Origin of the sequence: Paraburkholderia sp. SIMBA_054, assembly GCF_046534875.1 — a bacterium.
Classification (GTDB): Bacteria; Pseudomonadota; Gammaproteobacteria; order Burkholderiales; family Burkholderiaceae; genus Paraburkholderia; species Paraburkholderia hospita.
On sequence record NZ_JAWRXV010001517.1, the window covers coordinates 1 to 243 of the forward strand.

At 51.9% G+C, this 243-nt stretch carries 1 protein-coding gene; it reads left to right on the forward strand.

What is annotated here, in order from left to right; genetic code table 11:
- Positions 1-161: 161 nt before the first annotated feature.
- Positions 162-243: twin-arginine translocation signal domain-containing protein (locus tag SB822_RS60095; RefSeq protein WP_410859511.1), on the forward strand; the 82-nt coding region annotated here is incomplete at its 3' end.

Genomic DNA, 243 nt, shown 5'->3' on the forward strand with positions numbered 1-243 from the left:
GTATCTTCCTGTATATCTGCGCACCTGAAGGTGCGTAATTGACCGTAGATATCCAATGTATAACATGGAGTCCGGTCAACTGCTTCGAGCTCGGCGTCACACAGCCCAGCGAGCCAGGCGTTTGATGTACTCGTGATAAATAAGGATAGCGAATGAAAATGATGGAACACGAACTGTCTCGACGCGACATGCTGAAGGTCGCCGGTGCGGCAGCGATTGCGACCACTCTCGGGAACCATGAAG